Annotated in this window: 33 protein-coding genes and 1 tRNA gene; 22 read left to right on the forward strand and 12 right to left on the reverse strand. The window is 63.5% G+C overall.

Annotation, left to right across the window (positions count from 1 at the left end):
- Positions 1-61: 61 nt before the first annotated feature.
- The 13 genes from hisC to tatC all read left to right on the forward strand — a co-directional run bounded on the left by hisC (position 62) and on the right by tatC (position 8413).
- On the forward strand, positions 62-1135 hold the full coding sequence (hisC, locus tag DCN14_RS16205; RefSeq protein WP_096504251.1) for a histidinol-phosphate transaminase: 1074 nt from the start codon (positions 62-64) through the stop codon (positions 1133-1135).
- A gap of 65 nt (positions 1136-1200) precedes the next feature.
- Complete coding sequence (gene hisB / locus DCN14_RS16210; protein WP_006477126.1) at positions 1201-1788, forward strand: imidazoleglycerol-phosphate dehydratase HisB; 588 nt, start codon at positions 1201-1203, stop codon at positions 1786-1788.
- A 60-nt stretch (positions 1789-1848) separates the two neighbouring features.
- The gene (locus DCN14_RS16215) at positions 1849-2469 is read left to right on the forward strand and encodes a YchE family NAAT transporter (RefSeq protein WP_096504253.1); all 621 of its coding nucleotides are present in this window, start codon (positions 1849-1851) and stop codon (positions 2467-2469) included.
- Positions 2466-3107 carry an imidazole glycerol phosphate synthase subunit HisH gene (hisH, locus tag DCN14_RS16220; protein ID WP_096504255.1) on the forward strand — a complete coding sequence of 214 codons (642 nt, stop codon included), beginning with the start codon at positions 2466-2468 and terminating at the stop codon, positions 3105-3107. Before DCN14_RS16215 ends, hisH begins: the two co-directional genes overlap by 4 nt.
- A 310-nt stretch (positions 3108-3417) precedes the next feature.
- Positions 3418-4173 carry a 1-(5-phosphoribosyl)-5-[(5-phosphoribosylamino)methylideneamino]imidazole-4-carboxamide isomerase gene (hisA, locus tag DCN14_RS16225; protein ID WP_096504257.1) on the forward strand — a complete coding sequence of 252 codons (756 nt, stop codon included), beginning with the start codon at positions 3418-3420 and terminating at the stop codon, positions 4171-4173.
- A gap of 120 nt (positions 4174-4293) precedes the next feature.
- A complete protein-coding gene (gene hisF, locus DCN14_RS16230) occupies positions 4294-5067 on the forward strand; it encodes an imidazole glycerol phosphate synthase subunit HisF (protein WP_096504259.1) in 774 nt (257 codons plus the stop codon).
- On the forward strand, positions 5067-5483 hold the full coding sequence (hisI, locus tag DCN14_RS16235; protein ID WP_048251404.1) for a phosphoribosyl-AMP cyclohydrolase: 417 nt from the start codon (positions 5067-5069) through the stop codon (positions 5481-5483). The genes hisF and hisI overlap by 1 nt, the downstream gene beginning before the upstream one ends.
- Positions 5480-5845, forward strand: a complete 366-nt coding sequence (locus tag DCN14_RS16240; protein WP_044845953.1) for a phosphoribosyl-ATP diphosphatase — start codon at positions 5480-5482, stop codon at positions 5843-5845. Before hisI ends, DCN14_RS16240 begins: the two co-directional genes overlap by 4 nt.
- 71 nt (positions 5846-5916) lie before the next feature.
- Positions 5917-6309 carry a hypothetical protein gene (locus DCN14_RS16245; RefSeq protein ID WP_096504261.1) on the forward strand — a complete coding sequence of 131 codons (393 nt, stop codon included), beginning with the start codon at positions 5917-5919 and terminating at the stop codon, positions 6307-6309.
- Between the two features lie 29 nt (positions 6310-6338).
- Positions 6339-6704, forward strand: a complete 366-nt coding sequence (locus DCN14_RS16250; protein ID WP_096504263.1) for a histidine triad nucleotide-binding protein — start codon at positions 6339-6341, stop codon at positions 6702-6704.
- A gap of 94 nt (positions 6705-6798) precedes the next feature.
- Positions 6799-7029: a Sec-independent protein translocase subunit TatA gene (gene tatA / locus DCN14_RS16255; RefSeq protein ID WP_034183658.1), complete on the forward strand. Its 231-nt coding sequence runs from the start codon at positions 6799-6801 to the stop codon at positions 7027-7029.
- Positions 7030-7055: 26 nt separating this feature from the next.
- Positions 7056-7589: a Sec-independent protein translocase protein TatB gene (gene tatB, locus DCN14_RS16260; RefSeq protein WP_096504265.1), complete on the forward strand. Its 534-nt coding sequence runs from the start codon at positions 7056-7058 to the stop codon at positions 7587-7589.
- A gap of 41 nt (positions 7590-7630) precedes the next feature.
- The gene (gene tatC / locus DCN14_RS16265) at positions 7631-8413 is read left to right on the forward strand and encodes a twin-arginine translocase subunit TatC (RefSeq protein ID WP_096504267.1); all 783 of its coding nucleotides are present in this window, start codon (positions 7631-7633) and stop codon (positions 8411-8413) included.
- A 200-nt stretch (positions 8414-8613) separates the two neighbouring features.
- Here the strand turns inward: tatC and DCN14_RS16270 are convergent, their stop codons facing one another.
- Positions 8614-9819: a Do family serine endopeptidase gene (locus DCN14_RS16270; RefSeq protein WP_096504269.1), complete on the reverse strand. Its 1206-nt coding sequence runs from the start codon at positions 9817-9819 to the stop codon at positions 8614-8616.
- A gap of 21 nt (positions 9820-9840) precedes the next feature.
- Here DCN14_RS16270 and DCN14_RS16275 point away from each other — a divergent pair, with 21 nt between their 5' ends.
- From DCN14_RS16275 to DCN14_RS16315, 9 genes are all read left to right on the forward strand, one after another.
- Positions 9841-10587 (forward strand): Nif3-like dinuclear metal center hexameric protein, encoded by a 747-nt coding sequence (locus DCN14_RS16275; protein ID WP_096504271.1) that lies wholly within the window; start codon positions 9841-9843, stop codon positions 10585-10587.
- A 218-nt stretch (positions 10588-10805) separates the two neighbouring features.
- Complete coding sequence (petA, locus tag DCN14_RS16280; RefSeq protein ID WP_096504273.1) at positions 10806-11426, forward strand: ubiquinol-cytochrome c reductase iron-sulfur subunit; 621 nt, start codon at positions 10806-10808, stop codon at positions 11424-11426.
- A complete protein-coding gene (locus tag DCN14_RS16285) occupies positions 11423-12805 on the forward strand; it encodes a cytochrome bc complex cytochrome b subunit (protein ID WP_096504275.1) in 1383 nt (460 codons plus the stop codon). Before petA ends, DCN14_RS16285 begins: the two co-directional genes overlap by 4 nt.
- Before the next feature lie 21 nt (positions 12806-12826).
- Positions 12827-13585: a cytochrome c1 gene (locus DCN14_RS16290; RefSeq protein WP_096504277.1), complete on the forward strand. Its 759-nt coding sequence runs from the start codon at positions 12827-12829 to the stop codon at positions 13583-13585.
- Between the two features lie 94 nt (positions 13586-13679).
- Positions 13680-14291 carry a glutathione S-transferase N-terminal domain-containing protein gene (locus DCN14_RS16295; RefSeq protein WP_006400565.1) on the forward strand — a complete coding sequence of 204 codons (612 nt, stop codon included), beginning with the start codon at positions 13680-13682 and terminating at the stop codon, positions 14289-14291.
- Between the two features lie 71 nt (positions 14292-14362).
- Positions 14363-14887, forward strand: coding sequence for a ClpXP protease specificity-enhancing factor (locus DCN14_RS16300; RefSeq protein WP_096504279.1), 525 nt, complete (start codon positions 14363-14365; stop codon positions 14885-14887).
- A gap of 19 nt (positions 14888-14906) precedes the next feature.
- Positions 14907-14982, forward strand: a tRNA-Thr gene (locus tag DCN14_RS16305).
- A gap of 104 nt (positions 14983-15086) precedes the next feature.
- Complete coding sequence (locus tag DCN14_RS16310) at positions 15087-15563, forward strand: hypothetical protein (RefSeq protein ID WP_096504281.1); 477 nt, start codon at positions 15087-15089, stop codon at positions 15561-15563.
- Between the two features lie 193 nt (positions 15564-15756).
- On the forward strand, positions 15757-16248 hold the full coding sequence (locus DCN14_RS16315; protein ID WP_096504283.1) for a J domain-containing protein: 492 nt from the start codon (positions 15757-15759) through the stop codon (positions 16246-16248).
- Positions 16249-16254: 6 nt separating this feature from the next.
- Here DCN14_RS16315 and DCN14_RS16320 read toward each other — a convergent pair whose 3' ends face one another.
- The 11 genes from DCN14_RS16320 to DCN14_RS16365 all read right to left on the reverse strand — a co-directional run bounded on the left by DCN14_RS16320 (position 16255) and on the right by DCN14_RS16365 (position 25530).
- The gene (locus DCN14_RS16320) at positions 16255-16596 is read right to left on the reverse strand and encodes a hypothetical protein (protein ID WP_096504285.1); all 342 of its coding nucleotides are present in this window, start codon (positions 16594-16596) and stop codon (positions 16255-16257) included.
- Entirely contained in the window at positions 16593-17588 is a 996-nt protein-coding gene (locus DCN14_RS16325; RefSeq protein WP_096504287.1) for a phosphoadenosine phosphosulfate reductase family protein, read from the reverse strand. The genes DCN14_RS16320 and DCN14_RS16325 overlap by 4 nt, the downstream gene beginning before the upstream one ends.
- A 148-nt stretch (positions 17589-17736) precedes the next feature.
- Positions 17737-18147: a hypothetical protein gene (locus tag DCN14_RS16330; protein ID WP_096504289.1), complete on the reverse strand. Its 411-nt coding sequence runs from the start codon at positions 18145-18147 to the stop codon at positions 17737-17739.
- A 210-nt stretch (positions 18148-18357) separates the two neighbouring features.
- Positions 18358-20337, reverse strand: coding sequence for an AAA family ATPase (locus DCN14_RS16335; protein WP_096504291.1), 1980 nt, complete (start codon positions 20335-20337; stop codon positions 18358-18360).
- Positions 20337-20708 (reverse strand): hypothetical protein, encoded by a 372-nt coding sequence (locus tag DCN14_RS37995; RefSeq protein WP_143331669.1) that lies wholly within the window; start codon positions 20706-20708, stop codon positions 20337-20339. Before DCN14_RS37995 ends, DCN14_RS16335 begins: the two co-directional genes overlap by 1 nt.
- The gene (locus tag DCN14_RS16340) at positions 20709-20921 is read right to left on the reverse strand and encodes a hypothetical protein (RefSeq protein ID WP_004546972.1); all 213 of its coding nucleotides are present in this window, start codon (positions 20919-20921) and stop codon (positions 20709-20711) included.
- A gap of 124 nt (positions 20922-21045) precedes the next feature.
- Positions 21046-23712 carry a hypothetical protein gene (locus DCN14_RS16345; protein WP_096504293.1) on the reverse strand — a complete coding sequence of 889 codons (2667 nt, stop codon included), beginning with the start codon at positions 23710-23712 and terminating at the stop codon, positions 21046-21048.
- A gap of 121 nt (positions 23713-23833) precedes the next feature.
- Positions 23834-24331, reverse strand: coding sequence for a hypothetical protein (locus tag DCN14_RS38000; protein WP_096504295.1), 498 nt, complete (start codon positions 24329-24331; stop codon positions 23834-23836).
- A gap of 27 nt (positions 24332-24358) precedes the next feature.
- Positions 24359-24826 (reverse strand): hypothetical protein, encoded by a 468-nt coding sequence (locus DCN14_RS16355; RefSeq protein ID WP_096504297.1) that lies wholly within the window; start codon positions 24824-24826, stop codon positions 24359-24361.
- A gap of 82 nt (positions 24827-24908) precedes the next feature.
- Positions 24909-25274, reverse strand: coding sequence for a hypothetical protein (locus tag DCN14_RS16360; protein ID WP_143331670.1), 366 nt, complete (start codon positions 25272-25274; stop codon positions 24909-24911).
- A complete protein-coding gene (locus tag DCN14_RS16365) occupies positions 25267-25530 on the reverse strand; it encodes a hypothetical protein (RefSeq protein WP_143331671.1) in 264 nt (87 codons plus the stop codon). The genes DCN14_RS16360 and DCN14_RS16365 overlap by 8 nt, the downstream gene beginning before the upstream one ends.
- Positions 25531-25557: the final 27 nt, after the last annotated feature.

Here is a 25557-nt window from a genome sequence, read left to right on the forward strand (position 1 = left end):
GGCGGCAGCCGCCGCCTTGCCGACCATTTGACGCCGGCGCGACGCACGCCGGCTTGAGACCATGACGACGCCACAAGACATCATCCGCCGCGACGTGCTCGCGATGACGAGCTACCCGGTGCCGGACGCGAGCGGGTTCGTGAAGCTCGACGCGATGGAGAACCCGTATTCGCTGCCCGCACCGCTCGCCGCGGCGCTCGGCGAGCGCCTCGCGCAGGTCGCGCTGAACCGCTACCCGGCGCCGCGCCCGGGCGCGCTGCTCGACAAGCTGCGCCACGCGATGGGCGTGCCGGCCGCATGCGACGTGCTGCTCGGCAACGGGTCGGACGAAATCATCAGCATGATGTCGGTGGCGTGCGCGAAGCCGGGCGCGAAGGTGCTCGCGCCGGTGCCGGGCTTCGTGATGTACGAACTGTCCGCGAAGTTCGCGCAGCTCGAATTCGTCGGCGTGCCGCTGAAGGCCGACCTGACGCTCGACGCCGACGCGATGATCGCGGCAATCGACGCGCACCGGCCCGCGCTCGTCTATCTCGCGTATCCGAACAACCCGACCGGCACGCTGTACGACGAAGCCGACGTCGAGCGCATCATCGCGGCCGCGCGCCACAGCCTGATCGTGATCGACGAGGCGTACCAGCCGTTCGCGGAGCGTTCGTGGCTGCCGCGCGCCGCCGAATTCGACAACGTCGTCGTGATGCGCACGGTGTCGAAGCTCGGCCTCGCGGGCATCCGCCTCGGCTATCTCGCCGGGCTGCCGGCCTGGCTGACCGAGTTCGACAAGGTGCGTCCGCCGTACAACATCAACGTGCTGACCCAGGCGACCGCCGATTTCCTGCTCGATCACCTCGACGTGCTCGATGCGCAGGCGGCCGAACTGCGCGCGGAACGCGCGCGCCTCGCGCAGGCCGTGGCCGCGCTGCCGGGCACGACGGTGTATCCGAGCGCCGGCAACTTCCTGCTGGTGCGCGTGCCGGACGCGGCGACCGTGTTCGATGCGCTGCTCACCGAGCGGGTGTTGATCAAAAACGTGAGTAAAATGCATCCGTTGCTGGCCGAATGCGTGCGGCTGACCGTCGGTTCTCCCGACGAAAATGCACGCTTGCTGGCGGCTTTGAAACTCGCGCTGCCCGGTTGAGCCCAGGGCGCGGCGGCGCGCGATGATCAATCCCCATTTACATCAGACTCATTCAAGGAATTGCCATGCGTGTGGCGGAAGTCGTTCGCAATACCAGCGAAACGCAGATCCGTGTGAAGCTCGATCTCGACGGCACGGGCCAGCAGAAGCTGGCTACCGGCGTGCCGTTTCTCGACCATATGCTCGACCAGATCGCGCGACACGGTCTGGTCGATCTCGAGGTTGAAGCGCATGGCGACACGCACATCGACGATCACCATACGGTCGAGGACGTCGGCATCACGCTCGGTCAGGCCGTCGCGAAGGCGATCGGCGACCGGAAGGGCATCCGCCGTTACGGCCATTCGTACGTGCCGCTCGACGAGGCGCTGTCGCGCGTCGTGATCGATTTCTCGGGTCGCCCGGGTCTCGAATTCCACGTGCCGTTCACGCGCGCGCGGATCGGCACGTTCGACGTCGACCTGTCGATCGAGTTCTTCCGCGGGTTCGTGAACCACGCGGGCGTCACGCTGCACATCGACAACCTGCGCGGGATCAACGCGCACCATCAGCTCGAAACGGTGTTCAAGGCCTTCGGCCGGGCGCTGCGCGCGGCGGTGGAGCTCGACGAGCGTGCGGCGGGGCAGATTCCGTCGACGAAGGGCAGCCTCTGATTTCGTGACGGGCCGCGCCCGGGACAACCTCACGGCTTCGGCGCGCTGCGCCGGCTTGCGATGGATCTGCTCAAATCGTTCATTTCGCTGCTTGCGCTGATCAACCCGGTCGGTGCGGTGCCGTTCTTCCTGAGCCTGACGGCGCAGCAGACGGACGACGAGCGGCGCCGCACGATCCGGATCGCATCGGTGTCGGTGTTCTGCGTGATGACGGTGACGGCGCTGCTCGGGCAGCAGATCATCAACTTCTTCGGCATTTCTGTCGGCTCGCTCGAAGTGGGCGGCGGGATCATCATGTTGCTGATGGCGATCAACATGCTGAACGCGCAGATCGGCAACACGCGATCGACGCCGGAGGAGCGCCACGAAGCCGAGATGAAGGACAACATCGCGGTCGTGCCGCTGGCGATTCCGCTGCTCACGGGCCCCGGCTCGATCAGCACGGTGATCATCTACGCGGCGAACTCGCATCACTGGTATGAGCGAGCCGGGCTTGTCGCGATTGGCGCGATCCTGGCTTTGCTGTGTTTCATCGCGATGCGGCTCGCCGAGCCGATCGCGAACTGGATCGGCCGCACCGGCATCAACATCGCCACGCGGCTGATGGGTCTGATGCTGTCGGCGCTGGCGGTGGAATTCATCGTCAATGGACTGAGGGCGCTACTGCCTGCACTGAGATGAAAACTTCGATTGCGATTGTGGATTATGGGATGGGCAACCTGCGCTCGGTCGCGCAGGCGCTCAAGAAGGCCGAACCGGCCGCCGACGTGGCGATCGTCGACACGCCGGCCGCGATTCGCGCGGCCGACCGCGTCGTGCTGCCCGGCCAGGGCGCGATGCCGGACTGCATGCGCTGCCTCGGCGAATCGGGGCTGCAGGAAGCGGTGATCGAGGCGTCGCGCACGAAGCCGCTGCTCGGCGTGTGCGTCGGCGAGCAGATGCTGTTCGACTGGAGTGCCGAAGGCGACACGAAGGGCCTCGGCCTGTTGCCCGGCAAGGTCGTGCGGTTCGAACTCGACGGCCGGCTGCAGGACGACGGCTCGCGCTTCAAGGTGCCGCAGATGGGCTGGAACCGCGTGCATCAATCGCAGCCGCACCCGCTGTGGGACGGCGTGCCCGACGACGCCTATTTCTACTTCGTACACAGCTACTACGTGAGCCCGGAGAACCCGGCGCACACGGTCGGCGAAACGGCGTACGGTGCGCCGTTTACGTCCGCGGTCGCGCGGGACAACCTCTTCGCGACCCAATTCCACCCCGAGAAAAGCGCGGAGGTCGGGTTGCGTCTGTATCGCAACTTCGTACACTGGAAACCGTAAGCGTCGCATGCGTGCCACAATTCGCGGGCCTGGAAGGCCCGTGTTGCGGCCGTCACGCGCATGATTTGTTAGCTTGGGGGGCGTGTCTTTCCCGCCGTGTTACGGCGTCGATCGTTGCTGGCCAGGTTCGGCCAAACGGCGCTCCTCGCGCCTGGCAGGGGGACCGGAAAGGCACGTTCGCGAGCCCGTTATTGGCGGGAACAGGCCCTAAGCGCTGAAAGAGTTGTACTAAACTAGCGAGACGGCGCGGCACCGGGTTGGCCGGTGCGCGCCGGATTCTTTTCTTTTTCCACGACGACACCCGATTGCTATGTTGCTGATTCCGGCCATCGATCTCAAAGACGGTCAGTGTGTGCGCCTCAAACAGGGCGATATGGACCAGGCCACGATTTTCTCCGAGGACCCGGCGGCGATGGCCCGCAAGTGGGTCGATCTCGGCGCCCGGCGGCTGCATCTGGTCGACCTGAACGGCGCTTTTGCCGGCAAGCCGAAGAATCTCGAAGCGATCGAAGCGATCCTCGACGAAGTCGGCGACGAAATCCCCGTGCAGCTCGGCGGCGGCATTCGCAGCCTCGAGACGATCGAGAAGTATCTCGACGCAGGCCTTTCCTACGTGATCATCGGCACCGCGGCCGTGAAGGATCCGGGCTTCCTGCAGGACGCATGCACCGCGTTCGCGGGCAGCATCATCGTCGGTCTCGACGCGAAGGACGGCAAGGTCGCGACCGACGGCTGGAGCAAGCTGACCGGCCACGAAGTGATCGATCTCGCGCGCAAGTTCGAGGACTACGGCGTCGAATCGATCGTCTACACGGACATCGGCCGCGACGGGATGCTGCAGGGTATCAACATCGAGGCGACGGTGAAGCTCGCACAGGCGGTCGGCATTCCGGTCATCGCAAGCGGCGGCCTGTCGAACCTCACCGACATCGAGAACCTCTGCGAAGTGGAAGAACACGGCGTCGAAGGCGTGATCTGCGGCCGTGCGATCTACTCCGGCGACCTCGATTTCTCGGCCGCGCAAAAGCGCGCGGACGAACTGAACGGCGAACTCGACGACGCGTAAGCGCGGTCGTTCCGTTCGCCGGGGGCTGCCTGCCGCAGCCCCGACCGGGCGCCTCGCGCGAGGCGTCCGAAACCGGCCGCCCGCAACCGGCCATCCCATCGCGGCATTTGGCGCAACATCATGGCTCTAGCTAAACGCATCATCCCCTGCCTGGACGTGACTGCCGGGCGTGTCGTCAAGGGCGTCAACTTCGTCGAACTGCGCGATGCCGGCGACCCCGTCGAAATCGCTCGCCGCTATGACGATCAGGGTGCCGACGAACTCACGTTCCTCGACATCACCGCGACCTCCGACCAGCGCGACCTGATCCTGCCGATCATCGAGGCCGTCGCATCGCAGGTCTTCATTCCGCTGACCGTCGGCGGCGGCGTGCGCGCCGTCGAAGACGTGCGGCGCCTCCTGAACGCGGGCGCGGACAAGGTCAGCATGAACTCGTCGGCGGTCGCGAACCCGCAACTCGTGCGCGACGCGGCCGACAAGTACGGCTCGCAGTGCATCGTCGTCGCGATCGACGCGAAGCGCGTGTCGGCCGACGGCGAGACGCCGCGCTGGGAAGTGTTCACGCACGGCGGCCGCAAGGGCACGGGCCTCGACGCGATCGAATGGGCGCGCAAGATGGCCGAGCTCGGCGCGGGCGAGATCCTGCTCACGAGCATGGACCGCGACGGCACGAAGTCGGGCTTCGACCTCGCGCTCACGCGCGGCGTGTCGGACGCGGTGCCGGTGCCGGTGATCGCATCGGGCGGCGTCGGTTCGCTGCAGCATCTGGCGGACGGCATCAAGGACGGCCGCGCCGACGCGGTGCTGGCCGCAAGCATCTTCCACTATGGCGAGCACACGGTCGGCGAGGCGAAACGCTTCATGTCCGACCAGGGCATCCCGGTGAGGCTGTGATGAATACGGAAACGAAATCCCTGCCCGCGTGGCTCGACAAGGTCCGCTGGGACGACAACGGCCTCGTGCCGGTGATCGCGCAGGAAGCGTCGACGAACGACGTGCTGATGTTCGCGTGGATGAACCGCGAGGCGTTGGCGAAGACGATCGAGACGCAGCGCGCGGTCTACTATTCGCGCTCGCGCAAGCGCCTGTGGTTCAAGGGCGAGGAGTCGGGCCACGTGCAGCACGTGCACGAGGTGCGGCTCGACTGCGACGAGGACGTCGTGCTGCTGAAGGTCGAGCAGGTGTCGGGCATCGCATGCCACACCGGCCGGCATTCGTGCTTCTTCCAGAAATTCGAAGGCAACGTGGACAGCGGCGACTGGGTCGCGGTCGATCCGGTGCTGAAAGATCCCGAACACATCTACAAATGACGCAATCGACCGAAGACACGCTGCTGCGCCTCGCCGCCGTGATCGATAGCCGCAAGGGCGGCGACCCCGAGCAATCGTACGTATCGCGCCTGTTCCACAAGGGCGACGACGCGGTGCTGAAGAAGATCGGCGAAGAGGCGACCGAAGTCGTGCTGGCCGCGAAGGACGTGCGCCAAGGCGGCGCGCCGACGGCGCTGGTCGGCGAAGTGGCCGATCTGTGGTTCCACTGCCTCGTGATGCTGTCGCATTTCGACCTGAGCCCGGCCGACGTGATCGCCGAGCTCGAGCGCCGCGAAGGGCTGTCGGGCATCGAGGAAAAGGCGCTGCGCAAGCGCCGCGAGCGCGAGGAAAACGGCGGGTGACAGCCGACGGCCTGCCGCACCGGCAACAGTGCGGTAAGCTGTAAGAATTGTCATCTTACGAGGGTAGCATCATGACCGATACGCCGAGCCAGTTTCCGACGCCGTCGGTGCAGGGCGCCGCGGAGGCCGAGCGGCTGAACGGATTGCGCACGCTGACGCACGTGTTGTACGGCCTCTACGCGATTCATTGGCTGACGGGCGGCGTCACCGGCATCATCGCGATCATCATCAACTACGTGAAGCGCGGCGATGTGGCCGGCACGCCGTACGCCGACCATTTCGAGTGGCAGATCCGCACGTTCTGGCGCGCGCTGATCGCGTACGTGATCGGCTTCGCGCTGATGTTCGTGGTGGTCGGGTTCGTCATCATGTTTGTCACATGGATCTGGACGCTGTACCGTATCATCAAAGGTTGGCTGTACCTGAACGACAACAAGACGCTCGATCCGCAGGCCTGGTTCTGACCGGCGAGCGGGCGTTTCGCAGGAGCAACATGAGTCACGATCCGAATTGCCTGTTCTGCAAGATCGCGGCGGGCGAGATCCCGAGCACGAAGGTGCACGAGGACGACGAATTCGTCGCGTTCCGCGACATCCGCCCGGCGGCCGAGACACACGTGCTCGTGATTCCGCGCCGGCACCTGCCGACGCTGTCGGCGGCGACCGACGCCGATGCGCCGATGCTCGGCCGGCTGATGCTGCTCGTCGCGCGTCTGGCCGACCAGCTCGGCGTCGCGTATACGGGCGGCGAAACCGGGTTTCGCACGGTGATCAACACGGGCCCCGGCGGCGGGCAGGAGGTCTACCACCTGCACGCGCACATCCTGGCCGGCCCGCGCCCGTGGCAGCGGATGGGTTGACGCAGCGGGGCGTTTTCCCCGCATCGATAGTCGAAGCCGGCGTGCCGCCGGCGATTTACGCCGCGACGCGGCGTGGTTGAGGAGAGGTTTCATCATGGGTGGATTGAGCATTTGGCACTGGCTGATCGTGCTGCTGATCGTCGCGCTGGTTTTCGGTACGAAGAAGCTGCGCAATATCGGCAACGATCTCGGCAGCGCCGTGAAGGGTTTCAAGGACGGCATGAAGGAAGGCGAAACGCCGGCGGACGCGCAGCAACTGCCGCGCTCGGGCTCGGTCGACGTCAACGCGAAGGAAACGACGCGTTCCGACTCGAACAAGGCTTGACGCCGGCACGCTGACAGGCATTCGCGATGCTGGATCTCGGTCTTTCGAAGATGGCGCTGATCGGCGTCGTCGCGCTCGTGGTGCTCGGCCCCGAGCGCCTGCCGCGCGTCGCGCGTACGGCGGGCGCATTGTTCGGCCGCGCGCAGCGGTACATCAACGACGTGAAGGCCGAGGTCTCGCGCGAAATCGAGCTCGACGCGTTGCGCACGATGAAGACCGATTTCGAGGCGGCCGCGCGCAATGTCGAGACGACGATTCACGACAACCTGCGCGAGCACGAAAAGGAACTGAACGACACGTGGCATTCCGCGGTCGGCGGTCTCAATGATGGCTCGGTCGATGCCGACTCGTACGGCTCCGACACGCCCGCAGCGCCGTCGTCGTGGCGCGGCAGCGCGGCAGCGATCGCGTCGAAGCGTCGCAACTGGCGCGTGAAACAGGCGGCGACGCCTGTCTGGTACAAGCGCGCGACCACCCGCCGCACGCACGTGCAGTCGGGCGCCGCGCGTGTCGCGCGCCACCAGCCGGCCAGCCTGCGCCGGCCGACGCGCTTCTTCTGAGCCGAGCGCATGCTCGCTCGTCAATCCTACCGAGGGCCGGTGTGAGCGACCCCCAGCAGAATCCGGGCGATGCCCCGGAAGAAACCTTTATTTCCCATCTCGTCGAGCTTCGCGATCGCATCATTCGCGCGGGGCTGGCCGTGATCGTCGTGTTTCTCGGGCTCGTCTACTGGGCGCCCGACATCTTCCGGCTGCTCGCGCGGCCGCTGATGGAGAACCTGCCGAAGGGCGGCAGGATGATCGTGACCGACGTCACCGGCTCGTTCTTCGTGCCGATGAAGGTCACGATGCTCGTCGCGCTCGTGATCGCGCTGCCGGTCGTGCTGTACCAGATCTGGGCGTTCGTCGCGCCGGGGCTGTACCAGCACGAGAAGAAGCTCGTCGTGCCGCTCGTCGGCAGCAGCTACTTCCTGTTCCTGTGCGGGATGGCGTTCGCGTACTTCCTCGTCTTCCCGACGATCTTCCGCGTGATGGCGCACTACAACGCGCCGCTCGGTGCGGAGATGTCGACCGACATCGACAACTACCTGAGCTTCGTGCTCGGGATGTTCATCGCATTCGGGGTCACGTTCGAGGTGCCGATCATCGTCGTGCTGCTCGTGCGCATGGGCGTGCTGACGGTGAAGAAGCTGAAGGAGATCCGGCCGTACGTGATCGTCGGCGCGTTCATCGTCGCGGCGGTCGTCACGCCGCCGGACGTGTTCTCGCAACTGATGCTCGCGCTGCCGCTCATCGTGCTGTTCGAGATCGGGCTGCTGGCCGCACGGTTCTTCGTGCCGAAGCCGACGGAAGAGACCGAAGCGGAGAATGGCGCCGCGGGTTGACGAAGGCGCCGTGTGTGACGGCCCCCGGCGATGCTTCAACGCCGGGGGCCGCGCGGACGGCGCGCACGGCGAGCGGGCGGAGAGGTTCACCGCCGCCGGGAAAGACATGCGATGCAAAGCAACAGGGCAGCCGGATCGGCTGCCCTTTTTTCATGTCCGGCTCCATCCCGCGGCGGCGCGGCCGCGCCGCCCGGCGGGCGTCATTCGGAGTCGCTGTCCTGATCGTCGAGCGTCTGTTTCGGCGGCGGCGGGCGCTTGCCGATCACGACGTTCACGTCGAACTCCTTGCCCTTGCGCACGACGTGCACCTTGGTCGGCGTGCCCGGCTTGATCTGCGCGACGGTGTTCAGCAGCTTCGTCGTGTCGGTGATTTCGTCGCCGTTCACGCTGACGAGGATGTCGCCCGGCTTGATGCCGGCCTTGTCGGCCGGGCCGCCCTGCAGCACGCCCGCGACGATCGCGCCCGATTTCTGCGACAGCCCGAACGACTCGGCGATCTCCGGCGTGACGTCCTGCGGCTCGACGCCGATCCAGCCGCGCGTGACCGAGCCGTTCGTGATGATGCTTTCGAGCACGGTGCGTGCGGTCGACACGGGGATCGCGAAGCCGATGCCAAGCGAGCCGCCCGAGCGCGAGTAGATCGCGGTGTTGATGCCGAGCAGGTTGCCGTTCACGTCGACCAGCGCGCCGCCCGAGTTGCCGGGGTTGATCGGCGCGTCGGTCTGGATGAAGTTCTCGAACGTGTTGATGCCGAGGTGATTGCGGCCGAGCGCGCTGATGATCCCCATCGTGACCGTCTGGCCGACGCCGAACGGGTTGCCGATCGCGAGCACGACGTCGCCCACGCGAGCCTGGTCGGAGCGGCCGAGCGTGATCGTCGGCAGATTCGTCACGTTGATCTTCAGCACCGCCAGATCGGTTTCCGGGTCGCTGCCGATCACCTTCGCGGTGGCCGTGCGGCCGTCGGCGAGCGCGACTTCGATCTGGTCGGCGCCGTCCACGACGTGCTGGTTCGTTAGAATGTAACCTTCCGGGCTCACGATAACGCCCGAGCCGAGGTTGGCGGCCGGTTCGTCCTGCTGCTTGCGGGCGTTGCGGTCGCCGAAGAAGTAGCGGAACAGCGGGTCTTTCGCGCGCGGATCGGGCGGCAAAGAGCCGTCCTTGCTGGAGAATACGTTGACGACGGCCGGCATCGCCTTTTGCGCCGCCTCGGCGTACGACGTGGTCGCCGGTGCGCCGCCGATGCCCGGCGCGACCTCCCGCAGTGCAACGATCGGCGTGGCGAGCTGCTTGCCGAGCTGTCCTTGCCGTTGCAGCCATTGCGGCTTGAGCGTCACGACGATGAACATCAGCGCGAGCAGTACGGTTACCGCCTGCGCGAAGAACAGCCAGAAGCGTCTAAGCATCTGAATGGATTAGAGGTTTATATGGATCGGATCGAACTTGAATTGTACTTGAACAATACCCTTGAAATCGCGCGCTTCAAGGACTATTGCCCGAACGGCCTCCAGGTCGAGGGGCGCCGCAAGATCGAGAAGATCGCCACCGGCGTCACGGCATCGGTCGCCTTCCTCGAGGCGGCGCTCGAATGGGGGGCGGATGCGGTGCTCGTCCATCACGGCTATTTCTGGCGCAACGAGGCGCCGCAGATCACCGGTCGCAAGTACCAGCGCCTGAAGCTGCTCCTCGCGAACGACCTGAACCTGTTCGCGTACCACCTGCCGCTCGACGCGCACCCGGAATTCGGCAACAACGCGCAGCTCGGCGAGAAGCTCGGGCTGATCGGCGAGCAGCGTTTCGGCGACGGCGATCTCGGCTGGATGGCGACGCTGCCGATGCCCGTCTCGCTCGAGCACTTCGTCGCGAAGATCGAGCGCACGCTCGGTCGCACGCCGCTCGTGCTCGGCGACCTCGACATGCAACTGCGCCGCATCGCGTGGTGCACGGGCGCCGCGCAGAGCTATTTCGACGCGGCGATCGATGCCGGCGCCGATGTGTTCCTCACCGGCGAGGTATCCGAATCCGTCACGCATGCGGCGGCCGAAAGCGGCGTCGCATTCGTTGCGGCGGGGCACCATGCGACCGAACGCTACGGAATCCAGGCGCTCGGCGCGCACTTGTCCGAAGAATTCGATATCGAACACCTTTTTATCGATATTCATAATCCGGTCTGAAGGCCGGATTTGCGGCGGCGCATCGAAATTTCGCTATGTAGCGGATGCTTAAAAGCGAAATGATTTAATCGCTTCTATAGTGGGGGAAAACCCTTAACTATCAACCACTTCGAACGGATTTTCATCTCCGGGCCTTGTAAATGGCGACTCCATTCGAGCAAACTAGCGACGGAATGGAAAGTCGTGACGGAAAATCCAACTCAGAAGTGGGGCGTGTGATGCGAGACAAGGAAGAGAAACGCGTCGACAGCGGCCGCCGTACCTGGCTGATTGCGACATCCGTAGCAGGTGGCGTAGGAGGCGTAGCCACCGTCATACCTTTCGCGGCGTCGCTGGCGCCGTCCGCAAAAGCAAAAGCGGCCGGCGCGCCGGTCGAGGTCGACATCAGCAGCCTGAAACCCGGCGAGATGGTTACCGTGCCGTGGCGCGGCAAGCCGGTCTGGATCCTGAACCGCACCGACGACATGCTGGCCGACGTGGTCAAGGCCGACAAGGAAGTGGCCGATCCGACCACGAAATCCCCGTATTCGATGCCGTTGCCCGCGTATTGCGCGAACGAGTACCGTTCGCGCACCGATCGCAAGAACATTCTCGTCGTGATGGCCGTGTGTACACACCTCGGCTGCACGCCAAGCCAACGCTTCACGCCGGGTCCGCAGCCGAACCTGCCGGACGACTGGCCGGGCGGTTTCCTGTGCCCGTGTCACGGTTCGACCTACGACCTCGCCGGCCGTGTGTTCAAGAACAAGCCGGCGCCTCAGAATCTCGACATCCCGCCCTACATGTTCACGTCGGCGACGACCCTCGTGATCGGCAAGGACGAGAAAGGAGAAGCGTGATGGCCGACAACAAGGAAGTCTCCACGACAGGTCTCACCGGCTGGATCGATCAGCGCTTCCCGCTCACGTCCACCTGGAAAAAGCACGTTTCCGAGTACTACGCGCCGAAGAACTTCAACTTCTGGTACTTCTTCGGCTCCCTCGCGCTGCTCGTGCTCGTCAACCAGATCGTCACGGGCATTTTCCTGACGATGAACTACAAGCCCGACTCGACGCTGGCGTTCTCGTCGGTCGAGTACATCATGCGCGAGGTGCCATGGGGCTGGCTGATCCGCTACATGCACTCGACCGGCGCATCGATGTTCTTCGTCGTCGTGTATCTGCACATGTTCCGCGGGCTGATGTACGGGTCGTACCGCAAGCCGCGCGAACTCGTGTGGATCTTCGGCTGCGCGATCTTCCTGTGCCTGATGGCCGAGGCGTTCTTCGGCTATCTGCTGCCGTGGGGCCAGATGTCGTTCTGGGGCGCGCAGGTGATCGTGAACCTGTTCTCGGCGATCCCGTTCGTCGGCCCGGACCTGTCGCTGTGGATTCGCGGCGACTACGTCGTGTCCGACGTCACGCTGAACCGGTTCTTCGCGTTCCACGTGATCGCGATTCCGCTCGTGCTGGTCGGCCTCGTGATCGCGCACCTGGTCGCACTTCACGAAGTGGGGTCAAATAACCCGGACGGCATCGAGATCAAGGCGAAGAAGGACGAGAACGGCATTCCGCTCGACGGCATCCCGTTCCATCCGTACTACTCGGTGCACGATTTCTTCGGCGTCTGCGTGTTCCTGATGGTGTTCGCGCTGATCGTGTTCTTCGCGCCGGAGATGGGCGGCTACTTCCTGGAGTCGAACAACTTCGTGCCGGCGAACCCGCTGCAGACGCCGCCCGAGATCGCGCCGGTCTGGTATTTCACCGCGTTCTACGCGATGCTGCGCGCGACCACCGACCCGTTCAAGATCGTGCTGATGATCGTGATCGCGCTGCTCGGCGTGCTGGCGCTGATCCGTGCGCGCGGCAAGTGGAAGGCCGGGCTGCCGGTGCTGGCCGCGGCGATCGTCGTGTTCATGTTCCTGACGGAGTCGAAGTTCTGGGGTGTCGTCGTGATGGGCTCGGCGGTGATCACGCTGTTCTTCCTGCCGTGGCTCGACCGCAGCCCGGTGAAGTCGATCCGCTACCGGCCGCTGTTCCACAAGGTGTTCCTCGGGATCTTCGTCGCGGCGTTCCTGACCCTCGCGTTCCTCGGCACACGGCCGCCATCGCCGGCCGCGACGCTGATTGCGCAGGGCTGCGCGCTGATCTACTTCGCGTTCTTCCTCGGCATGCCCGTCTGGACGCCGCTTGGCACGTTCAAGCAGCCGCCGGAGCGGGTGCGCTTCAAGCCCCATTAACGTGAGCGAGGAGAGAACGACATGAAGAAACTGCTTTCGACGCTCGCGCTGATCGGGGTGACGGCCGTTGCGCTGCTCGTGGCGCCCGCCGCACGTGCGGAAGGTAATTTTCCGCTCGACCGGGCGCCCGATAACACGGAAAATCTCGTTTCGCTTCAACACGGCGCGCAATTGTTTGTAAACTATTGCCTGAACTGCCACAGCGCGAACCTGATGCGCTACAACCGTCTGACGGATCTGGGCATATCCCAGAAGGAGATCGAAACGAATCTCCTGTTCACGACCGACAAGGTCGGGAACACGATGTCCGTTGCGATGCGGCCCGAAGACGCGAAGACCTGGCTCGGCACCACGCCGCCCGACCTGTCGGTCGAGGAGCGGGCGCGCGGCCGCGACTGGCTGTATACGTATCTGCGCGGTTTCTACCGCGACGATACGCGGCCGACCGGCTGGAACAACGCGGTGTTCGAGAACGTCGGCATGCCCAACGTATTGTGGCAACTGCAGGGGCAGCGCACGGCCAAATTCGAAGACAAGACGGACGAGGAGACGGGCGAGAAGGTCCACACGCTCGTCGGCTTCCAGCAGGTCACGCCGGGGACGTTGTCGTCGGCGGATTATGATGCTGCGGTAGCCGACCTGGTGGCCTATATGACATGGATGGCCGAGCCGGCCCAGCAGACCCGCAAACGCCTCGGCGTGTGGGTGCTGATCTTTCTCGGTGTCCTGACTTTCCTAGCCTGGCGGCTCAATGCCGCGTACTGGAAAGATATCAAGTAAACACGCCTGACCGGCGTGGGGCCGGCGCAAGGCGGAACCCGTGAAAGGGGTTGCGCCGCGTGCCGGCCCTCGGCTTTTTTGAGGAAACGCAAATATGATGGTTCTGTATTCCGGCACAACTTGCCCGTTCTCCCAGCGTTGCCGGCTGGTGTTGTTCGAGAAGGGCATGGACTTCGAAATCCGTGACGTCGACCTGTTCAACAAGCCGGAAGACATTTCGGTGATGAACCCGTACGGTCAGGTGCCGATTCTGGTCGAGCGCGACCTGATCCTGTACGAATCGAACATCATCAACGAATACATCGACGAGCGCTTCCCGCATCCGCAGCTGATGCCGGCGGATCCGGTGCAGCGCGCGCGCGCGCGCCTGTTCCTGCTCAACTTCGAGAAGGAGCTGTTCGTTCACGTCAGCACGCTCGAGAACGAGAAGGGCAAGGCTGCGGAGAAGAACCACGAGAAGGCACGCCTCGCGATCCGCGATCGCCTGACGCAGCTCGCGCCGATCTTCGTGAAGAACAAGTACATGCTCGGCGAAGAGTTCTCGATGCTCGACGTTGCGATCGCGCCGCTGCTGTGGCGTCTGGATCACTACGGTATCGAGCTGTCGAAGAATGCCGCGCCGCTGATGAAGTACGCGGAACGGATCTTCAGCCGTCCGGCCTATATCGAAGCACTGACGCCGTCCGAAAAGGTCATGCGTCGTTGATGATGCAATGAGTGCATGACGGAGCGGGCGGCGCGGCGTGCCGCGTGCTCGCTCCGGGTTCGAGGATTGTGATGCAAGAGATTTCAACGAAGCCTTATCTGCTGCGCGCGCTGTACGAGTGGTGCACCGATAACGGTTACACGCCGCATATCGCGGTGAGGGTCGACAACTCGACGCGCGTGCCGCGTCAGTTCGTGCGTGACGGCGAGATCGTGCTCAACATCAGCTTCGAGGCGACGAGCCAGCTGCAGATGGGTAACGAGTGGATCGAGTTCACTGCCCGGTTCTCCGGGAAGGCGCACAAGATCGAGATTCCGGTGGCCAACGTGCTCGCGATCTACGCGCGGGAGAACGGTCAGGGGATGGCATTCCAGGTCGATGCGGTGGCCGGCGAGGCCGAGGATTCGGGTGCATTCGAAGACGATGCCGCGCAGGCCGACGACGGTGCGTCGCGCGACGCGTCTTCGTCCACGCTGACGCCCGTCGCCGACAGCGGCGCGAACGAGGAACCCTCCGAAGGCGCCGACGAACCGCCGAAATCCGATGGAGACGGGTCGAAAGGCAGCAGCAGACCTCGCCTCAAGATCGTGAAATGAGGTAGAATCTCGCGCTTACGCCGGCTTAGCTCATCTGGTAGAGCAGTTGATTTGTAATCATCAGGTGGCGGGTTCGAGTCCTGCAGCCGGCACCAGTAAAATCAAGGGGTTACAGCGTTCGCGTTGTAACCCCTTCGTCTTTTTCGGTTCCGTGTAACCACGGTGTAACCGAATTCCGCCAATCGCGAGGCAAGCTACGATGCCGCTCTTTCACATCTCCAACCATCAATTCACGGTTGGTGACGTCGTGGAGCGCGGTCGCTGGGGTAATGCCCTTCGGACTTATCAATTCGACGCGGGCTCACCTGACGGCGCATGCAAGGGTTGGCGGCTCGCCAGTGAACTTCTCCTTGAGCAAGTACGGCGGGACATCGCCCCGCATCTGCCAAGCCGCTGGGACTGCACCTTTGCGATTACAGACCGCGCACAAGCCATCGCACAGATGCAGCTGTGGAATCCTAGCCCGAGGTTGTACCAAGTCGAACTGGTCATCCCGGGAGCTGTGACGCACATGACGGACTGGCATCTTCTCTCTGGTCCGATTCGCTTCAATCCGGGCGCGCCGTTCGTAGCTTTAAACGAACAGCTTGCGAACGACTACTGGGCGCCGGTAGCCGCACTCCGGATGCCGGAGATATTGTGTGCGTCCGATTTGCGGGTGACGGCTATTCTCTAGCAGTGCCTCGGTAATGTCGGATAGCTTGGGCTGGCTGCATGACTCTTCTCTAACGTCGGAGAGGGCGTGGGGGCTAATGCTCTAGCGCCTCGCGCGCGCACGCGCGCGTAGTGGATGCGGTCGTCGCTCATGTTAGAGTCGGAGGGCGGCGCAAGCAGAAAATCTATCACCCGCCTCTGGTTCGACAAGCCCAGTGAAGACCAAAACACATTACGACGTCTTGAGCGTTGCCCGCGATGCTCCGCCAGAGGTGGTTCGTGCCGCCTACAAGGCACTTTCGCAAAAGTGGCACCCAGACAAAAACCCGAGCGCCGAAGCCGCTGAAGTCATGCGAGCTATCAACGTCGCCTACGCGGTTTTGTCCGATGCCACGGCGCGAACTCAGTACGACCGCACGCTCGAAGCGGCCAATGCCGCATGGGCTACGAACTCGCCGTACGGGCAATCAGCACGCTCATATTCGACCGGAGCTGAGTCGGCATCCCACACCTCCCAGCGTCAATCTGAACCGAAGCCGAGACGGACATTTGAGGTCGATTGGGATGCTATCGAGCGTGCACAGGCGCAACAGAAACGCGAATACCGCGTGCTCAGCAAAGATAGCCTGCTTGCTATCGGTAAGACCGTGGGCCTTCTGGTCGCTGTCCTGTATGTCGCGCATATCATCGCCACTTCGCACGGGTAATCCACGTCACGTTCGGAACCGCGGAATCGCCATGCAGAGGTCACGGAACCGTCCCAGCGATTCGGTGTAGCCGACAAGCGGCTGCCAGGTCGCGAGCGGCCCGCTCCGGCGGCTCGCGAGGGTCCGCGAGCCCGCATCGGGCACCCAATAGCCTGCACGGAATCCGCGGCGCGCCGGCCGCTCCTTGACCTCCCCAAGCATGATGGCGCCGAGCATCATCTGGTGTACCGCATCCACCGACACTCCGAACTTAAGGGAAATCGCCTCTGCTGAATACACGCGCCCTGGCTTCAGGTCGAGCAGTACGTTCTCGAAGATGAACGGTGGCGGGTTCTTGCGAGCCCTCAATCCCCATTCCCCTCGCCGTCGACCGGCTCGAGCTGACCGAGCGCGATTTTCATCAGGCGTGCCTGCCGTTCCTGCTCTGACTGGATTCGACGTAGGCGACGCTCATACTCGACGGCTGCGTCAGGATGAAAGTCGCGCAGGTAGCGAAGCTTGCCGCCGTTTTCATCTAGATAGGCTGTGCAGTGCAGGCAGTCGAGGGACGCCATGCCGTACTCGTACTGTCGAGGAAGCGCGACTCCCTGGGCCCGCAGATACTTCAGCACGTCGTTCTTTGTCCAATGCTGGATTGGAAGTAGGTAGACGCGACCGTCGCCATCCACGGCACCGGATGCGAACGGCGCGCGCTTTGCCTCGTCGCCGCGTTGGCCCCGTATCACCAAGTCGAAGTTGCCGGCCGCGGTTGCCTCTGCCATTGGTTTCCAGAAGTTCGCTAGGCAGCAGTCGTAGCGATTCACAAGCCCGAACCCGTCATCGGTCGGTTCAACCATTCGACCGAACCACGTGGCGCGCGCCGGGACGCAATCCGCCGGCCACGTGTTGGCGGCGGCGGCGCGCCACTGCTCGTCCCCACCGACCTCGATTACGTCGTGCACCATGCTGCGGACCGCCTCGAACAGCTCACGCGCCTCCGGATAGGCATCGCCGCGGCTCGACCACATGACCGTCAGGCGGTCCCAGTACGGGCGCAGCAGGTACAGGCAGGCGAGAGAGTCCTTGCCGCCGGAGAACTGCAAGCACGGTCGCTGGTGCGCCGCCATTGCTCGCTCAATATCCTTTCGGGCTACGTCGACCAGAAACTCCATTCGGCTTACCGCGCCCACAGAGCCTGACTCAAGGAGCTTCCGTCGCATTACCTCGATGTCTGCATCCCAGTAGGGTGAATGTTCCCCGTACCGAAACAGCGAGTCCATCTCCACCGGGCTGATGACAGGGATGGTCTTGTCGTCAGCGTCGGCCGCCGACAGTGACGATTCAATTTCGCGCTCGTTCATATGTCTTCTCCTAGGTTGTTTCTTGACGTCTCACCCTCGCGCACGCACGCGCGCGCGCGTAGTGGTCGCGTGCGGCTTTTTCTGGGCGGAAGAAACTCGGTTGATGCCGTCTCTCCCCTGGCAGCAGCGGTCGCGTTGCCCGCACCATCTACAGGTCGTCGTTCATATCGTCGAAGCCGCCGTGCGACGATTGCCCATGTTCGAAGTCGTTGGAGCCTTCAGGCTGGCGCTGCGCACCCTGTACCGCACTGCGTCGGCGCTTTACGTGGTAGGTCGTTAGCACTGCGTGTGCGACCATATCGAGCGCCGGTTTCGCATCTCCTGAGCGGTCTACCCAGGCCTTGGGCGTTAGCGTCCCTGTCAGCGCCACGGAATCGCCGTCGGCGAGCGCAAGCAATGCTTCGCCCGCGGTAGTGCTGAACGCAATCACGTTCACGAACAACGGCTCGCCGCCACCCACGGCGGCGCGCACTTTGGCGGTCACAAACTGTCTGCCGCTCTGACCTGTCCGGCTCGTCGCCGTCCCGTACAGCTTTCCGCTCACCAGTCCGTCAATCACGTTTCGCCTCCCATCGGCAGCAATCGCCGCCCCAGCTTTCGATGTCCTTCCGCGCCAATGCGGAATCTGCATGCCTCGGATTCCCGAAATTTCCCGTTTTTCCCGAAATTCGCCGTTTCCGGCCCGGTCCACCTTTCCCGAAATTTCCCGCCGCCCCTTTATAAGGGGCGGGGGTTTTCGGGAAGGACTTCGGGAACGCTCCCGGGTTGGTTAGTAGCGCCACAACCATCCCTCCTTGGCTCCGTATAGGCCGCGCGTCACGAGTCCCGTAATTGCGTCTCTGGCGCGCTCCGTCCGTCGCTTGGGCTCGCAGGTAAGGCGCTCCGCTACCAGCTGAACGGCAGCCTCGATTTCGATGCAGGGGTGATGGGGCGGGGCGTCGCCTTTCCCGAAGTCACGGGACTGGCGCAGCGGTTCGGCGAGGGCGTCAAGCGCGATGCGCTGGTTGCCACCCTGCGGGAGCTTCACGCGGGTCACTTCCTTGGCACTGTCGTCTGGCTCGACGACGCACGACGTAACTGGTTCGCCGTTCTCGTCGTCGCTGAGCTCGACCACGCGCAGTGCGAATGCCTGGCGCCCGCCGTCCGCATCGTCTTTGCTCTTGGCGACGCTCCACTCGCGGCGGGCATCATTGCGCGAAACCTCGATGGCAGCGTCGAGTGCGGCGTACAGGCTGCTGTGACCACGCAGGCCCTTGGTGCCGTCCTTGCCGGTGTGATGGACGAGCAGCACCATGCCGCCAAGCCGACGTTGTGCCTCCTTGCAGGCCTCGATGAGTTGGCCCATATCTGCACTGGAGTTTTCGTCGGTGCCAGGCGCCGCGCGGTTCAGTGTGTCGATGACGAGCAGCCCGTCGCGGCCACCTGCAGCCAGCACCGCCGCGCACAGGTCGGCAACGTCGGCGGCCTCACGCAGGTCGAGCGGCTGGGTGACGAAACGCAGACGTTCCGGCAGATTGCGTCGCTGGCGGACGCTCCAGGCCTTGGCACGTTTGCCGAGACCCGCTTCGCCCTCGAGGCACACGTACGTCACAGGAGCAGCAGTCGTGCGTCGCCCGAACCACTCGGCGCCGTCAGCGATTGCGGCGCATAGGTCCAGCACCAGGAACGACTTGCCCGAGCCTGACGGGCCGTAGACAGCGCCGAAACCGGAGACTGGCAACACGCCTTGAACCACCCAGCGAAGCGGCGGCGCGCGAAGCAGGTCGTCCGCTGTCTGGAGCCGGTAGCGCATGGGCGGTGTCTTGGCGGCGCGCAGCATGTCTGCCAGCGCGTCGATGCCGTGCTCGGCGTCATAGTCGTTCGCGTCGTAGTTGGCGACCTTGTCAGCAGGTAGCTCGACCCATGCTCCCGCAATCTCGCGGGCGATGTCTTCGGCGTCCGTTTCCTTGCCGCGGTCGGGCACGATGACGATGCGCGCCGCCGGATACCGCCTGCGCAGCAGCTTCGCGATGGAGCGAGTGCGGCCAGAACCGAACGTGACCACGGCCGCTGCGAGGTAATCGGCCTTGGCGCACGCCCACGCTTGTCCGATGCCCTCGCACACGTACAGCGCGCTGTCCGGTGCGATGTCGCCGACAACGAACAGACCGTCGTTGAACGACGCGCCCGGCGCGTTGAGCTTCGTCCCGCTGCCCGGCGGAGGGACGAACTGGACCGTGCAGAGGACGCCGTCGAACGAGCGTACGGGTACCGCCAGCCAGCCGGCGACGCGTTGGCCGCCGATGGTCAGCGCGTCGCCGTGCGGCACCACGCGCAGGCCGTCCGGATTACCGCGCTTCGCGACGATGTAGGGATGGTCGGCGCTCGCGGCTGGATAGCCGTCGAACGTCGCTGCCAGGTCGGTACGCGCCTTCTGGGGTAGGTCCGGCTTCGCCTGCTTCGCGGACGGCATACGCGCCGCCGGCGTGACGTCGGACGCGCGCGTGCCGCGCCAGCCAGCATCCGTCGCCATCTTGAACAGCGTTCCCGCACGGACGCCGCCATCGGGCTTGATGCTCTTCCAGACGGAGCGGGCGTCCCGCTCACCGCCGTAGTTGGCGCCGGTCGCCGACCACTTGAGGAAGTCGTCCTCCGACAGCCCGGCTGCCTTCGCGGCCATGCCAGCGCGTACCCATTCTTCGCGCGGACAGCCAGCATCGAGCGAAAACAGGGCTTCGCGCGCGTGGGCGGCGTCGAAACCGTTCATCATCAGTCGGCCTCCCTCAATGACCGGGCCGCCAGGATGGTTTGGGTGTCGAGCCAATACTGCGCGATGGGACGTGCACGGCCGGGGTAGTGAACCGGTGCGGACTTCACCGGCCAGCCGAGGTACTTCAGTTCCATCACATATGCTGCCAAGCGCCAGCGACTCGTGCCGAACGCGGGTTGCGTCAGCCGCTCTCCCTTCAATAGGCGCGACAGCGCTTCAGCCGGCAGCGTATTGCTGGCGGGCCAGACAGGAGCGAATGCCGGAGGTGGAAGCAATTCGAATGGCCCTGGCTGTCGACGCTTCTTGCTATCATCGCGGTGCTTGTTGGCGCTCGATTGGCTTTTGTCGGTCGGGCGTTTTTTGTTTTTCATTCACGCCACTCCGCGCATCAACTGCTCGACCGCGTCCACGGGCCATGCGAGGAATCGATTCGGCAACTTCACAGGGCGGACCCCGTGATAGCTGCCGGTCTCCATGTAGCGCTTGCGGATGCTCTGCGGACGCATGGACAGCGCCGAGGCGAATTCCTCGGTGGTGAGGAATTGGCGGCCTGCGGGTGCCGCCGTGACTTGCTGCGTGGTCATGTGTATCACCTTCCCGCCGACTGGCGTTGAATTGAGGTGATACGGATTTTTTGCCTTACCGTTGCGTTGACCGATAGGTCCGGCGGCTAGCGGCGGTTAACGTCCGTTAGCGTCCGCTGGCGGTTTATCCGCGGCGGTTCAACCGTTTCGCCAGGGCATCGCGAGTGAGCTGCTTCACCCGGCCATTGGCGTCGGTGTATTCCAGGGCTCCATTGGAAGCAACGCCCTTAAACGGTCCTGCTTCGTTCAGCGCCCGTTCCCGCAGATACGGATAAACCTGATTCACGTCCATGCCTTTCTCCCTGATGGCGTCGTCTATCTCAGGGTCGAGGATGTTGGTGCGCTGGGTAATTGTCGAGTGCTGGAGCGTCTTGGTCTCAGCCAATACTGGCGTCGCCGGAGTGGCCGCTGCTGGGGCCGTCACTGAAAAACGGTACTTCACCCGATATTCGGGATGCGCGTCGAGCCACAGATTTACGTCCATGAGCTCGATTCGGTCATAGAAGGTGCGCAGGTTGGGCTGCACCTTGAACGGCAATGTGTCAGCCAGGTTGCGCGGATTCTTCAGCGGCAGCGCAGACGAGCAGACTGCGTCCACCAGAGTGGACTCCCATCGGGCGACGTCGATGCTGGTCTCCTTGGCAAGCAGTGCCGCAACTTCGCAAATGGGAAGTCGCCCAGCGTTCGCCATTTCTTCCTGCTCATGGTTCGTTTGTGCGCTCAAACCTAAGCGATACGGTTTACGCGCACGCGCGAGCCATTCGTCCACGTCGTATTCGTTGAGCCAGATTTCTCCATGGCGCCGCTCGTTTACAGGGAGTTCGCCGCTCCCGATTGCCTTCTCCAACTCGGCCCGGAGCGACTTTTCGAGAGCGTACTCCGCAAGGTAGTCCGTGCCATGCACGCGCTTGGCGATAGTTTCGACTGCAGCAGTGAGGGTGTATCGCTGAACTTGTGGCCATAGAGCTGCGACAACTTGCTGGGCGTCGTCGTTTGTCAGCCACCATGCTTGCGGGCAAGCAGATATGGCTTCGACACTGGGGTTCGCCGTCGCGCCATCTATCCCGCGCACGGTGATTGCCCCAGCGGTTGCCATCTCTGCCAGCTGTTCTATTACGCCGACGGTTCGGTTTGGATTCCGTTCGTGAATTCGCATGGCGATTCGGAGCGTGCGTCGCAAGCCGTCGTCATCCCGGGCCTCTTCAGCGTTTGCAGCATCGTCTGCTCGGTATGAAGCAATACGCCATACAAGGTCCGCGACGGTTGTCCGCTCCTGCTCTTCGGCACCGGCTTCGTCTATCGATGCGCCCCACGGAATGCCGAATTTGCCCAGATATGCCTTTGCATCGTCGGGCCGCAGATACCCGATACTGACGTCGTGTGTCGCCAGACCGTCGGCCGTAACGAGCAAAATTGCACCATCCCGCACCATCGCAGACAATTGGTCCAGGTGTTGCGCGACTACCGACTCGTACCGGGCTCGAGCATTCTTCGCTTCCTCGGTCCAGCCATAAGGTATCTCTACGAACGCTGCAGCAATGCGGTATGCCAAGGAATGCGCCGGCGTCAGTCCCGGCGATAGCTCAACGATTTTTGTCGCTTGATTGCCTAGCGGTACCGTACCTTCAACATTGCTTCGTCGGTCAGCTGCTTTCGGCCAGCAGTTTGCGGAAAGTCCGGCCGCGCGAACGTCGGTGACCGCAAGATACTGGTATTCGCGGACGTCGGTGCCGTTTGTGTGGACCCCGCGCGGCAGGCTGGCCGGAAGACCGTTGCTGGTCCTGAATTGCAGGCCGAGCGACTCAAGCCATTGCGTTACACCGTGAATCTGCCTGTACCGCTCCTCACCTTGGGCAGGCGCGCTTGGAGCGAGGATAACCATTGCCCACGCGATGTGCTCGAGCTGAGCAAATGGTCTTGCCAGGAGCGCCTGAGCTTCATATCGGTCATGCTCTGTGACCGCACCGAAGGGCATTTGCATTAGATTTGCCAGTTCGATACGCTCGAATCCAATGCGATGCTCCCGCAAGAAGCGCTCGCTCCACTTCCATTGCCCCTTGTCCGGGTCTCTCGACATTGGCTCGGTCTTAGGGTCAAGCCCGGCCCGGATACACCCGAGGATATGGTCGTTGCGCTCAGCCATCTGTCGGTCATACCATCCCGCAGCATGGACGATGATAGCCATGCCTTCATCTGCGACGGAATCATTGAGCAAAGGCTTGCCGGTCGTGGCATGGACCTCGTACCACCGTGGGCGAGAGTCGACAGTATTGGTTAGGCGTTCGTGAAGCACTTTCGCAGCTTCCGACGACCGCCACATGGGCACGTCATCAATATCGGCATTACCCCTTGCCGTATCGATGGCGCCGGCGATGAAGCTCAGCGCCTCATCCAGAGAGACAAAGTCGATGCCGCCTAGAGCGGGGTTCTGAAATCCAGCGGTGCGCCCAAGCTCATCGGCACCCGCATCCATGTGCCGTTGGTCGGATTCCCATGGGGCGCGCTCATAGCGTTGCCAATCGTCGCGCCGCACCGTTACCTGGTCGAGCTTCCGCCATTCGGTATCGACGCGCGCGCGGGCAACCGCGGGCATGAAGCCCCTCACGAAATCGAAGCCGACATCAGGGTGAAATTCCACCCAGAGTCTCCCGTCGAATACCGCCTGTGCGAGGTCAGCCAGCTTGTGACGTGTCTGGTTTGTAGGCTTGTCGTCGGTCGCGTTCTGCCCGGTGTGCAGGCAGGCGATGTCCCAAAGCGATAGCTTCGGCAGATTGGGGAAGCTGAACGTCATTTGCGCCCTTCACGCGCAAGCCTTCGATTAGGTGCTCCTGCCAGGCCGGTGAAGGTTTCCGGCTTTTCGCCCCGTCGAGCTAGGCAGGAGCAGAACGATTCGAATTGTCCGGGTTGTTTTGCTACGCGGCTCCACGCTCTGCCATTCGGCGCACGCCGGACCATTCGCCGCCTAGTGAATCGCACATGCTCTCTGCGGCATGGAGCGCCGCGCGATGGCTCAGGAGCGGCTCCCCAGTATAGGTTTGCTCGTCGCCATTTCGCCTAACGTGGACAACCGGCACCCATCGTAATGCGCCGTGCGCCACGTAATCCTCCCACACCGCCATATCACTGGCACTCAGGTAGCCGTGCTCGGCCGAGAAGCGCAATGCCGATTCCATGCGTTCCCGTCCGTATGAATCGAGCCGGTCAAATACATCAAGTGCGTCTGCCAGCGAGACATGCCACACGCCGCCCGGCATCACCGGGTCGCGCAAGGTCACGATTACGTCGCTGTCGACCGCTAAACCAATATCGTCGCCTTGCCATACGAGCGAATGACCGGAGACTGAAGCGTCAACTACTAGCGGCGAGGTTACGGCGGAATGGGGCGCTTGGCGATTCACTGCTTTGCTCATGATACTTCTCCTTGGGAATGACCCGATTCAGTATCGGTCGTCGTTTGCAGCATCACGGAATTCGAAGCGTCGCATTTGCCAGCCGCGTATCCGCACCAGTGCGCGAGCCCATTGGGCGGGGGAGAGCACGCGCCAGCCGGATTCCGGCTGTGGCCACATGCGCTTTACGCGAAAACTCTCGATGTCCGACCAGTTCGGATTGGATGGGTTGGCTGCCGGCGCCGGCGTGTACAGCGCAATATATGCCGGCACATCGGCGAGTCGCGCGAGCTGCTGCATGACGCCTGCCGGCTTCTCTTGCCCGATGTCGCGTGCCACTTCGACGAGGGCGAGAGGTATCTTTCCGGTGTTGTCGTATTCCGTGAAGAGCACGGAATCGAGGTCGACCATCGACAACGACTCAGCCAAATCGGCACGCAAGTACCGGCGAATCGAAGGTGCGCGATGCCAAGCGCCATAAGCGCGGTCGCGGATTTCGTAGCGCTCAGTTCGCATGAGCAGCTCCAAGAGAAGAGCGCGACGGCGGCGCGGCGCGCGGTGGTTTCAGGTCGTGTTATAGGGGAGAAGTCTGGTTCCATCAGTTGCGCGAACGCTCATCATTGAGCTTTTCGTTGACGGGCTTGAGCGCCTGAAGCGCCCCATGAAGGCAGAACGCCGCCTGCCGGATTGCCGCCCCCTCGCAATTAAGCTCTTCGTTGCAGGTGAGAGGCCTGAAAGCCTGCAGCGCAATTAGAATGCCGCGGACTGTCTCATCGAGAGCCGCCTTGCACTCGGCAAGTTGCTCTTCAGGAGCAGGCTTGAGCGCCTTCTGCTTGGCATACGCTCTTTCGAACCGCTCGCGACGGAGCATAGGAATGCCGCGCGGAGTCGGCCCGTGTCGCCTGGCATTCAGTACGGGCGCCCGGTCGAATGCCGGGTGCGTCAGGACCTGTGCGTTATTCATCGCCTGCCTCCTGAGCGTGGCGCGCATGGTGCACGAGGCCTTGTAGGCTGGTAGCGAGCTCGTCCATGTCTTGCCGCAGTTCGACCAGCGCGCAGCGTGTGGGTAGCCCGTTCGGCTCATCTTCGGGCAACGCCTCAACCATGAAAGCGAGCATGTTGTGCAGCTTCCACGCGGCACACGACTTCTCGATGAGCAGCTTATCGAGGCGCTTCAGGATGACGTCGTCCAACGTCGCGATAGAATTGGCGGTAGCCATGATACGGACCTCCATTACAGGCCGTGT

Source organism: Burkholderia sp. IDO3, from assembly GCF_003366075.1.
GTDB lineage: Bacteria > Pseudomonadota > Gammaproteobacteria > Burkholderiales > Burkholderiaceae > Burkholderia > Burkholderia anthina.

Excerpts from the sequence above, each read along its gene's own strand:
- hisC (WP_096504251.1), top strand. The coding sequence starts at position 62 with ATGACGACGCCACAAGACATCATCCGCCGCGACGTGCTCGCGATGACG.
- DCN14_RS16250 (WP_096504263.1), top strand. The coding sequence starts at position 6,339 with ATGAGTCACGATCCGAATTGCCTGTTCTGCAAGATCGCGGCGGGCGAG.
- DCN14_RS16290 (WP_096504277.1), top strand. The coding sequence starts at position 12,827 with ATGAAGAAACTGCTTTCGACGCTCGCGCTGATCGGGGTGACGGCCGTT.
- DCN14_RS16300 (WP_096504279.1), top strand. The coding sequence starts at position 14,363 with ATGCAAGAGATTTCAACGAAGCCTTATCTGCTGCGCGCGCTGTACGAG.
- hisF (WP_096504259.1), top strand. The coding sequence starts at position 4,294 with ATGGCTCTAGCTAAACGCATCATCCCCTGCCTGGACGTGACTGCCGGG.
- DCN14_RS16275 (WP_096504271.1), top strand. The coding sequence starts at position 9,841 with ATGGATCGGATCGAACTTGAATTGTACTTGAACAATACCCTTGAAATC.
- hisH (WP_096504255.1), top strand. The coding sequence starts at position 2,466 with ATGAAAACTTCGATTGCGATTGTGGATTATGGGATGGGCAACCTGCGC.
- DCN14_RS16270 (WP_096504269.1), bottom strand. The coding sequence starts at position 9,819 with ATGCTTAGACGCTTCTGGCTGTTCTTCGCGCAGGCGGTAACCGTACTG.
- hisA (WP_096504257.1), top strand. The coding sequence starts at position 3,418 with ATGTTGCTGATTCCGGCCATCGATCTCAAAGACGGTCAGTGTGTGCGC.
- DCN14_RS16245 (WP_096504261.1), top strand. The coding sequence starts at position 5,917 with ATGACCGATACGCCGAGCCAGTTTCCGACGCCGTCGGTGCAGGGCGCC.
- DCN14_RS16365 (WP_143331671.1), bottom strand. The coding sequence starts at position 25,530 with ATGGCTACCGCCAATTCTATCGCGACGTTGGACGACGTCATCCTGAAG.
- petA (WP_096504273.1), top strand. The coding sequence starts at position 10,806 with ATGCGAGACAAGGAAGAGAAACGCGTCGACAGCGGCCGCCGTACCTGG.
- DCN14_RS16335 (WP_096504291.1), bottom strand. The coding sequence starts at position 20,337 with ATGATGAACGGTTTCGACGCCGCCCACGCGCGCGAAGCCCTGTTTTCG.
- DCN14_RS16310 (WP_096504281.1), top strand. The coding sequence starts at position 15,087 with ATGCCGCTCTTTCACATCTCCAACCATCAATTCACGGTTGGTGACGTC.
- DCN14_RS37995 (WP_143331669.1), bottom strand. The coding sequence starts at position 20,708 with ATGAAAAACAAAAAACGCCCGACCGACAAAAGCCAATCGAGCGCCAAC.
- DCN14_RS16240 (WP_044845953.1), top strand. The coding sequence starts at position 5,480 with ATGACGCAATCGACCGAAGACACGCTGCTGCGCCTCGCCGCCGTGATC.
- tatA (WP_034183658.1), top strand. The coding sequence starts at position 6,799 with ATGGGTGGATTGAGCATTTGGCACTGGCTGATCGTGCTGCTGATCGTC.
- DCN14_RS16355 (WP_096504297.1), bottom strand. The coding sequence starts at position 24,826 with ATGCGAACTGAGCGCTACGAAATCCGCGACCGCGCTTATGGCGCTTGG.
- hisI (WP_048251404.1), top strand. The coding sequence starts at position 5,067 with ATGAATACGGAAACGAAATCCCTGCCCGCGTGGCTCGACAAGGTCCGC.
- DCN14_RS16215 (WP_096504253.1), top strand. The coding sequence starts at position 1,849 with ATGGATCTGCTCAAATCGTTCATTTCGCTGCTTGCGCTGATCAACCCG.
- DCN14_RS16345 (WP_096504293.1), bottom strand. The coding sequence starts at position 23,712 with ATGACGTTCAGCTTCCCCAATCTGCCGAAGCTATCGCTTTGGGACATC.
- tatB (WP_096504265.1), top strand. The coding sequence starts at position 7,056 with ATGCTGGATCTCGGTCTTTCGAAGATGGCGCTGATCGGCGTCGTCGCG.
- DCN14_RS16325 (WP_096504287.1), bottom strand. The coding sequence starts at position 17,588 with ATGAACGAGCGCGAAATTGAATCGTCACTGTCGGCGGCCGACGCTGAC.
- DCN14_RS16295 (WP_006400565.1), top strand. The coding sequence starts at position 13,680 with ATGATGGTTCTGTATTCCGGCACAACTTGCCCGTTCTCCCAGCGTTGC.
- DCN14_RS16360 (WP_143331670.1), bottom strand. The coding sequence starts at position 25,274 with ATGAATAACGCACAGGTCCTGACGCACCCGGCATTCGACCGGGCGCCC.
- DCN14_RS38000 (WP_096504295.1), bottom strand. The coding sequence starts at position 24,331 with ATGAGCAAAGCAGTGAATCGCCAAGCGCCCCATTCCGCCGTAACCTCG.
- DCN14_RS16340 (WP_004546972.1), bottom strand. The coding sequence starts at position 20,921 with ATGACCACGCAGCAAGTCACGGCGGCACCCGCAGGCCGCCAATTCCTC.
- hisB (WP_006477126.1), top strand. The coding sequence starts at position 1,201 with ATGCGTGTGGCGGAAGTCGTTCGCAATACCAGCGAAACGCAGATCCGT.